The organism is Mesorhizobium sp. M7A.F.Ca.MR.148.00.0.0 (genome assembly GCF_003997735.1).
In the GTDB taxonomy this organism is placed as follows: Bacteria; Pseudomonadota; Alphaproteobacteria; order Rhizobiales; family Rhizobiaceae; genus Mesorhizobium.
This window is the reverse complement of record NZ_RZTB01000694.1, coordinates 1-236: the sequence shown is the minus strand read 5'-3', so window position 1 is coordinate 236 and position 236 is coordinate 1. Positions and strand designations below refer to the sequence as shown.

General features: G+C 64.8%; 1 protein-coding gene. It reads right to left on the bottom strand.

The features are described from left to right. On the bottom strand, nt 1–236 hold a 236-nt coding region (locus EOB49_RS35875; RefSeq protein ID WP_164782030.1), incomplete at both ends, for an efflux RND transporter permease subunit.

Here is a 236-nt window from a genome sequence, read left to right as displayed (position 1 = left end):
CGGCGACGACCAGCACCAGCGCTTCGCCGAGCGTGATCAGCACGTCATGCATCGACGCCGAGACGAAGCGCGTCGTGTCGTAGTGCATTGCATAGGACACGCCCTTCGGGAAGCGGCCCGACAGCTCCTGCATCTTGTCCTTGACGCGCTGCTGCAGATCGAGCGCGTTGGAGCCGGGCATCTGGTAGACGGCGAGCACCACGGTCGGGTCCTTGCCGAAGAAGGCCGACGACGAA